This window comes from Blastococcus sp. SYSU DS0669 (genome assembly GCF_054050895.1).
The window spans coordinates 260,978-267,644 of the sequence record NZ_JBJHAE010000004.1; the positions used below are offsets into that span (position 1 = coordinate 260,978).

The window sequence follows — 6,667 nt, forward strand, 5'->3', positions numbered from 1 at the left end:
ACGCGTTCGGATCAGGTCAGCTGATCGTCGCCGACACCTAGTCGCGGAAGACCTCGATGTCGGCGCCCATCTCGACCAGGCGCTCGTAGAGCTGCTCGTAGCCACGCGCGATGATGTCGACGTTGCGCAGCACCGACGTCCCCTTGGCCGCGAGCATCGCCAGCAGGATGCAGACGGCAGGGCGCAGCGCCGGCGGGCAGACCACCTCGGCGGCCCGCCACCGGGTCGGCCCGGTGGCGAGCACGCGGTGCGGGTCCAGGAGGCGGACGTCGGCGCCGAGCCGGGTCAGGTCGGAGAGGTGGATCGCCCGGTTGTCGTAGACCCAGTCGTGGATGAGCGTCGACCCCTGCGCCTGCGCGGCGATGACGGCGAAGAACGGCAGGTTGTCGATGTTGAGGCCCGGGAAGGGCATCGGGTGGACCTTGTCCAGCGGCGCCTTGAGCTCCGACGGGTGGATGGTGATGTCGGCCAGCCGCGTGTGCCCGTTGTCGGCCACGTACTCGGCGGAGAGCTCGTAGCGCAGCCCCATCTCGGCCAGCACCGCCAGCTCGACCTCGAGGAAGTCCACCGGCGCCCGGGCCACGGTGAGCTCCGAGCCGGTGACGATCCCGGCGGTGAGCAGGCTCATCGCCTCCACCGGGTCCTCGCTGATCGTGTAGTCGACGTCGGCGTCGAGCACCGGCCGCCCGCGGACGACCAGCGTGGTCGAGCCCATGCCCTCGATGTCGACGCCCAGCAGCTGCAGGTAGAGGCAGAGGTCCTGGACCATGTAGTTCGAGCTCGCGTTGCGGATGGTGGTCGTGCCGTCGGTGCGCGCGGCGGCCAGCAGCGCGTTCTCGGTGACGGTGTCCCCGCGCTCGGTCAGCACGATGGTGCGGTCGGCCGCGGCCGGCCCGTCGACGCCGACCTGGTACTCCCCGGCGTGGGCCTCGACGGCCAGGCCGAAAGGACGCAGCGCGATCATGTGCGGCTGCACCGTCCGGGTGCCCAGGTCGCAGCCGCCCGCGTAGGGCAGCCGGAACGAGCGGGCCCGGTGCAGCAGCGGCCCCAGGAACATGATGATGCTGCGGGTGCGCCGCGCGGCGTCGGCGTCGATGCCGTCGAGGTCGAGCTCCTCGGGGACGACGAGGGTGAGGTCGTGCCCGTGCTCGTCCCAGGTGGCGGCGACGCCGATGGAGCGCAGCACGTCCAGGATGCGCTCGACCTCCACGATGCGGGAGACGTTGCGCAGGGTGGTGCGGCCCCGGTTGAGCAGCGAGGCGCACAGCAGCGCGACGGCGGCGTTCTTCGACGACTTGACCGCCACCCGGCCGCGGAGCGGGTGCCCGCCGGTGACGCGCAGGTGGGCCGGGCCGGCCGGGCCGAGGCGGATCAGCTCGCTGTCCAGGGCGGCGGAGAGCCGGCCCAGGAACTCGAGGGTGAGGTTCTGGCTGCCCTGCTCGATGCGCGCGACGGCGCTCTGGCTGGTGCCGAGCCGCTCGGCGAGCTGCTGCTGGGTGAGACCGCGGTGGCGGCGGGCGTCGCGGACGAGCGCCCCGATCCGCCGCACGGCTTCGTCGGCTGGCTGGTCGGTGAGCGTCACCCGGACACGTTATCTCGTATCTGAGATGACAGCCGCGCCACGCCGCGGCGGCGCGGGACGGAAGACTGCCCCCGTGGACGTACTGGTCACCGGCGGCACGGGCCGCCTCGGGGAGCACCTGGTCCCGCAGCTGCGGGACGCCGGGCACCAGGTGCGGTCGATGTCGCGCCGGGGCGCCGGCCCCGGCGGCGTGCGGGGGGACCTCGCCACGGGGCGGGACCTGGCGCAGGCGGTGGCCGGCGCCGAGGTGGTCGTGCACGCCGCCAGCGATCCCCGGGGCGACCCGTGGGAGGTCGACGTCGCCGGCACCCGCAGGCTGGTCGAGGCGGTCGACCGGGCACGGCCGCCGCACCTCGTGCACGTCTCCATCGTCGGCGTCGACCGGATCCCGCTGAGCTACTACCGCGCGAAGTACGCCGCCGAGCAGGTGCTGCTCGCGTCGGGGCTGCCGGTCACGCTGGTGCGGATCACCCAGTTCCACGGGTTCGTCGACGAGCTGCTGGGCACCGCGCGCCGCGGGCGGCTGCTGCCGGTGCCCATGGGCTGGCGCGTGCAACCGGTCGACGTCGCCGACGCCGCCGCCCACCTGGTCGACCTCGTGGGCGCCGCGCCCTCGGGCGGGGTCGTGGAGTTCGGCGGCCCCGAGGAGCACTCGGTGGCCGACCTGGCCAGGGCATGGGCGGCGGTGCGGGCGCCGGGCGCGCACGTCATCGCGACCCCCGTGCCCGGCCGGCTCGGGACGGCGCTGCGCGATGGTGCGGCGCTGCCCACGCGGGGTCCGCGCGGCCGGCGCACCTGGGCCGACCACCTGCGCGGCTGAGCGCCGGCGCGGACCGCAGCGTTCCTGCCGGATCCCGCAGCGCGGGTGCCAGCGGCGTGCCGCGGCCGGAAAGCGCCGGAATCGCGTCGGTGGGCGGCCCTAGGGTCCCCGACGTGACCACTCCCGCCGCCCCCGACGGCCGCACGCTGCTCGCCGTCGCCGTCACCGTGCTCGCCTGGGCCTCGGCATTCGTGGGCATCCGGGCGGTCGGCGAGGACGTCTCGCCCGGCGCCCTGGCGCTGGGTCGGCTGCTGGTCGGCACGCTGGTGCTGGGCCTGCTCGTCGCGCGCCGGGGCTGGGTGCGCCCGGCGGCCCGCGACTGGCGACTGCTGGCCGTCTGCGGCCTGGGCTGGTTCGCCGTCTACAACGTGGCGCTGAACGCCGCCGAGCGGCACCTCGACGCCGGGACGACGGCGATGCTGGTCAACATCGGACCGATCCTCATCGCCGTGCTCGCCGGCCTGCTGCTCGGCGAGGGGTTCCCGAGGTGGCTGGTCGTCGGGCTGGCCGTGGCCTTCGGCGGGGTGCTGCTGATCGGGCTGTCGACCCGCGGCGCGGACGCCGACCTGGTGGGGGTGCTGCTCTGCGTCGTCGCGGCGGTCACCTACGCGGTGGGCGTGGTGGCGCAGAAGCCGTTGCTGCGGCGGCTGCCGGGCCTGCAGGTCACCTTCACCGCCTGCGCGATCGGCGCGGTGGCCTGCCTGCCCTGGGCCGGTGCGCTCGTGACCGACCTGGGCACCGCGCCCGCGGGTTCGGTGGCGGGCCTGGTCTACCTGGGTGTCGTCCCCACGGCGCTGGCCTTCAGCACCTGGGCCTACGCCCTGTCGCGCATGGACGCCGGGCGCCTCGGCGTCACCACCTACCTGGTGCCCCCGCTGGTGATCCTGCTCAGCTGGTTGCTGCTGGACGAGGCGCCGCCGCCGCTGGCCCTCGTCGGGGGCGTGGTCTGCCTGGCCGGTGTGGCGGTGTCCCGCCGGCGGTCCCGGCCGGCGCTGGTGCCGGCAGCCGGGAGGCCCGCCGCACGGGCCGGGGCGGCCGGCCGGGGGTAGGCACCGGCGACCGGGTGTGCACCGCGACGCGGCGATGGGGTAGGCACGCACCGGGGCCGCCGCCGGTGGTCCTGCGTGGCGACCGGCCGGGAGGTGCGTGGTGGAGGAGCAGGAATGGGCGCAGGTGGTGGCGGCGGCCACGCGGGCGCCGTCGATCCACAACACGCAGCCGTGGCGGTTCGTGGCCCGCCCCGACCGGCTGGAGCTGCACCACGACTCGGAGCGCGCCCTGCCGGTGCTCGACCCGTCCGGCCGGCAGCAGGTGATCAGCTGCGGCGCCCTGCTCGAGTTCGCCGTCGTCGCGCTCGCCGCCGGCGGCCGGGGCGTCGAGGTGACGCTGCTGCCGGACGACGGGTCGCCGGGCCATCTCGCGACGGTGCGGGTCGCCGGCGCGGCCGAGGCGTCCGACGACGACCGCGCGCTGGCCGAGGCGATCGCCCACCGGCACACCGTGCGCGCGCCGTTCGAGCCGCGGGCGGTGCCCGAGGAGCTGCTCGACCGCCTGCAGGCGGAGACCGCCGTTTTCGGTGCCTGGCTCAAGCCGATCACCCGCTCGGAGGAGGAGGTCGCCACGGTGTTCCTCATCTCCCGGGCCGAGGAGATGGAGCAGGGCGATCCCGCCTACCTCGCCGAGCTGGAGCGGTGGCTGCGCACCGACCCGGCCGCCGAGGACGGCGTACCGGTGGGCGCCGTGCCCAGCGGCGACCCCCACGAGCGCGCCTCCGACTGGCTGATCCGCGACTTCGTGGCGGGGCAGCGCGAGCAGCACGCGTTCCGGGCCGCCGGCGACCCCGCGGCACCTCCGCCGGAGGTGGAGCGGCCGGCGGTCGTGCTCATGGGCACCGACGGCGACGACCGCGCCGACTGGCTGCTCGCCGGGCGGGCGCTGGGCCGCCTGCTGCTGCGGGCGACCGCGGCCGGGCTCGTCGCCTCGCCGCTGACCCAGGCGCTGGACTGGCCGGCGACCCGCGCGCGGATGCAGTCGCGGCTGTCGCTGGTGGGGCACCCCCAGATGCTGCTGCGGCTGGGCTACCCGCGACCGGTGGACGTCGCGGCGCCGGCGGTCAGCGGCCGGCGCCCGGTCCGCGACGTGCTGCGGTTCGAGCCCGCCGGCTGACCGCCGGGCCGCTCAGCAGCCGGCGCCGCTCAGCAGCCGGCGCCGCTCAGCTCTGCCGGCGCCTGGGGGCCCAGGGGTCCTCGGGGTCGCCGTCCTCGCCGTCGTCGGCCGGTGCCTCGGAGTCCGGGCCTCCCGTACCGGCCCGCCGGTCGCGCCCGGCGGCGGACTCCAGAGCGGCGTCGCGGGCGCGGGCCTGCTCCTCCTGCCGCGCGCGCTCCCGGGCGCGCTCGGCGCGCAACGACGACCCCGCCGCGGCCAGGTCCCCGCGGCGGCCCAGCCACCACAGGACGGCGCCGCTCAGCGCCAGGGCGATCGGCAGCGGGTAGGCCGCCAGGCGCTCCATGCCGCCCTCGCCGAGGTACCGGGTGACGCCGGTCAGGAAGAAGATGGTGCCGGCGGTGGCCGCGATGCCGAGCAGCACCACGACCGTCCCCAGCGCCTCCGACAGCGGCCGGACGGCGTAGGCGAGGGCGACGAGCCCGAGGGCGCCCCCCACCAGGTACAGCACCGCGCCCACGGTGTGCACGGTGCCGTTGCCGTCGGTGGGGAACACCCCGACCAGGAGCACGCCCGCCGCGGCCGCGCCCAGCAGCGCCGGCACCGCGCGCGCGGCCCCGCCGCGCAGCGCCGGGAGGAGCAGGAGGGCCCCGCCCAGGATCAGCGCGGCCTGGACGACGAACGAGGCGTTCATCAGCTGCCGGCCGGGGGAGTCGGCGGCGCCCAGCGCGCTGATCACGTCGCCCGCCCGGGAGTACGGCCCGGTGTAGCGGGCCTGCGCCACGGCCTCCACGACGAAGAACTGGAGGGTCAGGACCCAGGCGAGAGCGCCCGAGCGCAGGCGGTGGGGAGTCACGGCAGCCATCGTCCCAGCTCCTCCGGGGGGATCCGCTCGAGGACGGCGGACAGCTGCGCGGCCGAGAGCCAGGACGGGTTGCTGCCCGCCGGCATGCGCAGCACCTCCGCGCCGGTGAAGGCGGGGTCGGCGCGCAGCTCGGCCCGCCCGACCGGTAGGTCGAGGCGGAGCAGGCGGACCGGGACGACGGGGCCGTCCGCGTTCTCGCCGACCGGCCCGGTGACCCGGCCGATCGCGTGGACGCCGGGCGAGGCCCGCCCGCTCACCCAGAGGAGGACCGGCTGCCCGGCCGCGACGAGGTCGAGGCGGTAGCTCCGGCGCACGCAGCGCGCCAGGTCGCGGGTGGTGCCGGGCAGCCACCCGTCGTCGAGGGCCACCGGTGACCGGGCGCTCTTGAGCAGCCAGCCGGCGACGTCGGCGGCACGCAGCCGCACCGACGCCGCCGGCCGGGACGTCCGCGCGGTCAGTCGGTGGCCGAGTGGAGGTCGGCGCCGGCCGGGTCGGCGTCGTCGGACCCGACGGCCTGCCGCTCCTGCTCGGTGCGGTGCTCGAGGACCTCGTCGCTGGGGTGCGGGTCCTTCGCGTGCTGCGTGCGGTCGCGGGTCGGGTGCTCCTGCGGCTCCATCACGTCGTCGAGGTTCGGGGTGTCGTGCGGGCCGGTCATCGTGGTGCCCTCCGGTCTGTCGGGATGCGGTCGGGGAGGGCCATAGCCCCGACCCGGTCCCGCTAACCGGGACGGCGGTCACCGCGGCTCGAGGCGGGCCGCCGGCAGCCACGCCTCGACCAGCGCCGGGCCGTGCGGGCCGCGCACCGTGTAGGCGACCCGGCCCTGCCAGGCGCCGTCCCGCTGGCGCCACTCCACGAGCAGGCCCGGCCAGGTGCCGGGGGAGTCGGGCGGGTCGCGCACCCAGCAGTGCCGCCCCTCCCCGCCGCCCGCACCGACGTTCGGGGACCCCGCGACGGCGGCACGCGGGTGCGGGCCGGTCGGCGCTGGGGGAGGGACCTCGGGGACGACGCCCGACTCCGCCGCCCGCTCACCCAGGGAGCGGCCGCCGCGCCCCCGGTTCATCCCGCCCGCCACGGGAGCAGTCTCGCACGACCGTCGAACGTGTGTTCGACAGCGTACCGGCCGCGGGACGCGGAACGGGGGGGGGGGGGGGGGGGGGGGGGGGGGGGGGGGGGGGGGGGGGGGGGGGGGGGGGGGGGGGGGGGGGGGGGGGGGGGGGGGGCGGGGGGGGGGGGGGGG

Annotated in this window: 8 protein-coding genes; 3 read left to right on the top strand and 5 right to left on the bottom strand. The window is 77.0% G+C overall.

Translation table 11 applies throughout. The features are described from left to right. Positions 1 to 37 precede the first annotated feature (37 nt). Positions 38 to 1,582: a UDP-N-acetylglucosamine 1-carboxyvinyltransferase gene (locus tag ACI792_RS07310; protein WP_456582266.1), complete on the bottom strand. Its 1,545-nt coding sequence runs from the start codon at positions 1,580 to 1,582 to the stop codon at positions 38 to 40. Between the two features lie 73 nt (positions 1,583 to 1,655). Between ACI792_RS07310 and ACI792_RS07315 the strand changes: the two genes are divergently transcribed. The 3 genes from ACI792_RS07315 (at position 1,656) to ACI792_RS07325 (ending at position 4,568) form a co-directional block, all read left to right on the top strand. Then, positions 1,656 to 2,402, top strand: a complete 747-nt coding sequence (locus ACI792_RS07315; RefSeq protein WP_456602012.1) for an SDR family oxidoreductase — start codon at positions 1,656 to 1,658, stop codon at positions 2,400 to 2,402. 113 nt (positions 2,403 to 2,515) lie between these two features. Next, complete coding sequence (locus tag ACI792_RS07320; RefSeq protein WP_456602013.1) at positions 2,516 to 3,451, top strand: DMT family transporter; 936 nt, start codon at positions 2,516 to 2,518, stop codon at positions 3,449 to 3,451. Between the two features lie 100 nt (positions 3,452 to 3,551). Continuing rightward, positions 3,552 to 4,568: an Acg family FMN-binding oxidoreductase gene (locus ACI792_RS07325; RefSeq protein WP_456602014.1), complete on the top strand. Its 1,017-nt coding sequence runs from the start codon at positions 3,552 to 3,554 to the stop codon at positions 4,566 to 4,568. Positions 4,569 to 4,614: 46 nt separating this feature from the next. Here ACI792_RS07325 and ACI792_RS07330 read toward each other — a convergent pair whose 3' ends face one another. The 4 genes from ACI792_RS07330 to ACI792_RS07345 all read right to left on the bottom strand — a co-directional run bounded on the left by ACI792_RS07330 (position 4,615) and on the right by ACI792_RS07345 (position 6,502). Next, positions 4,615 to 5,430, bottom strand: a complete 816-nt coding sequence (locus tag ACI792_RS07330; RefSeq protein ID WP_456602015.1) for a DUF998 domain-containing protein — start codon at positions 5,428 to 5,430, stop codon at positions 4,615 to 4,617. Then, on the bottom strand, positions 5,418 to 5,855 hold the full coding sequence (locus ACI792_RS07335; RefSeq protein ID WP_456602016.1) for a hypothetical protein: 438 nt from the start codon (positions 5,853 to 5,855) through the stop codon (positions 5,418 to 5,420). The genes ACI792_RS07330 and ACI792_RS07335 overlap by 13 nt, the downstream gene beginning before the upstream one ends. 29 nt (positions 5,856 to 5,884) lie before the next feature. Next, on the bottom strand, positions 5,885 to 6,085 hold the full coding sequence (locus ACI792_RS07340; protein ID WP_456582272.1) for a hypothetical protein: 201 nt from the start codon (positions 6,083 to 6,085) through the stop codon (positions 5,885 to 5,887). Positions 6,086 to 6,163: 78 nt separating this feature from the next. Beyond that, positions 6,164 to 6,502, bottom strand: coding sequence for a hypothetical protein (locus ACI792_RS07345; protein WP_456602017.1), 339 nt, complete (start codon positions 6,500 to 6,502; stop codon positions 6,164 to 6,166). Between the last annotated feature and the right edge of the window lie 165 nt (positions 6,503 to 6,667).

Bases quoted from the DNA above. Each gene is read 5' to 3' on its own strand.
- ACI792_RS07330 (WP_456602015.1), bottom strand. From the start codon at position 5,430: ATGGCTGCCGTGACTCCCCACCGCCTGCGCTCGGGCGCTCTCGCCTGG.
- ACI792_RS07340 (WP_456582272.1), bottom strand. From the start codon at position 6,085: ATGACCGGCCCGCACGACACCCCGAACCTCGACGACGTGATGGAGCCG.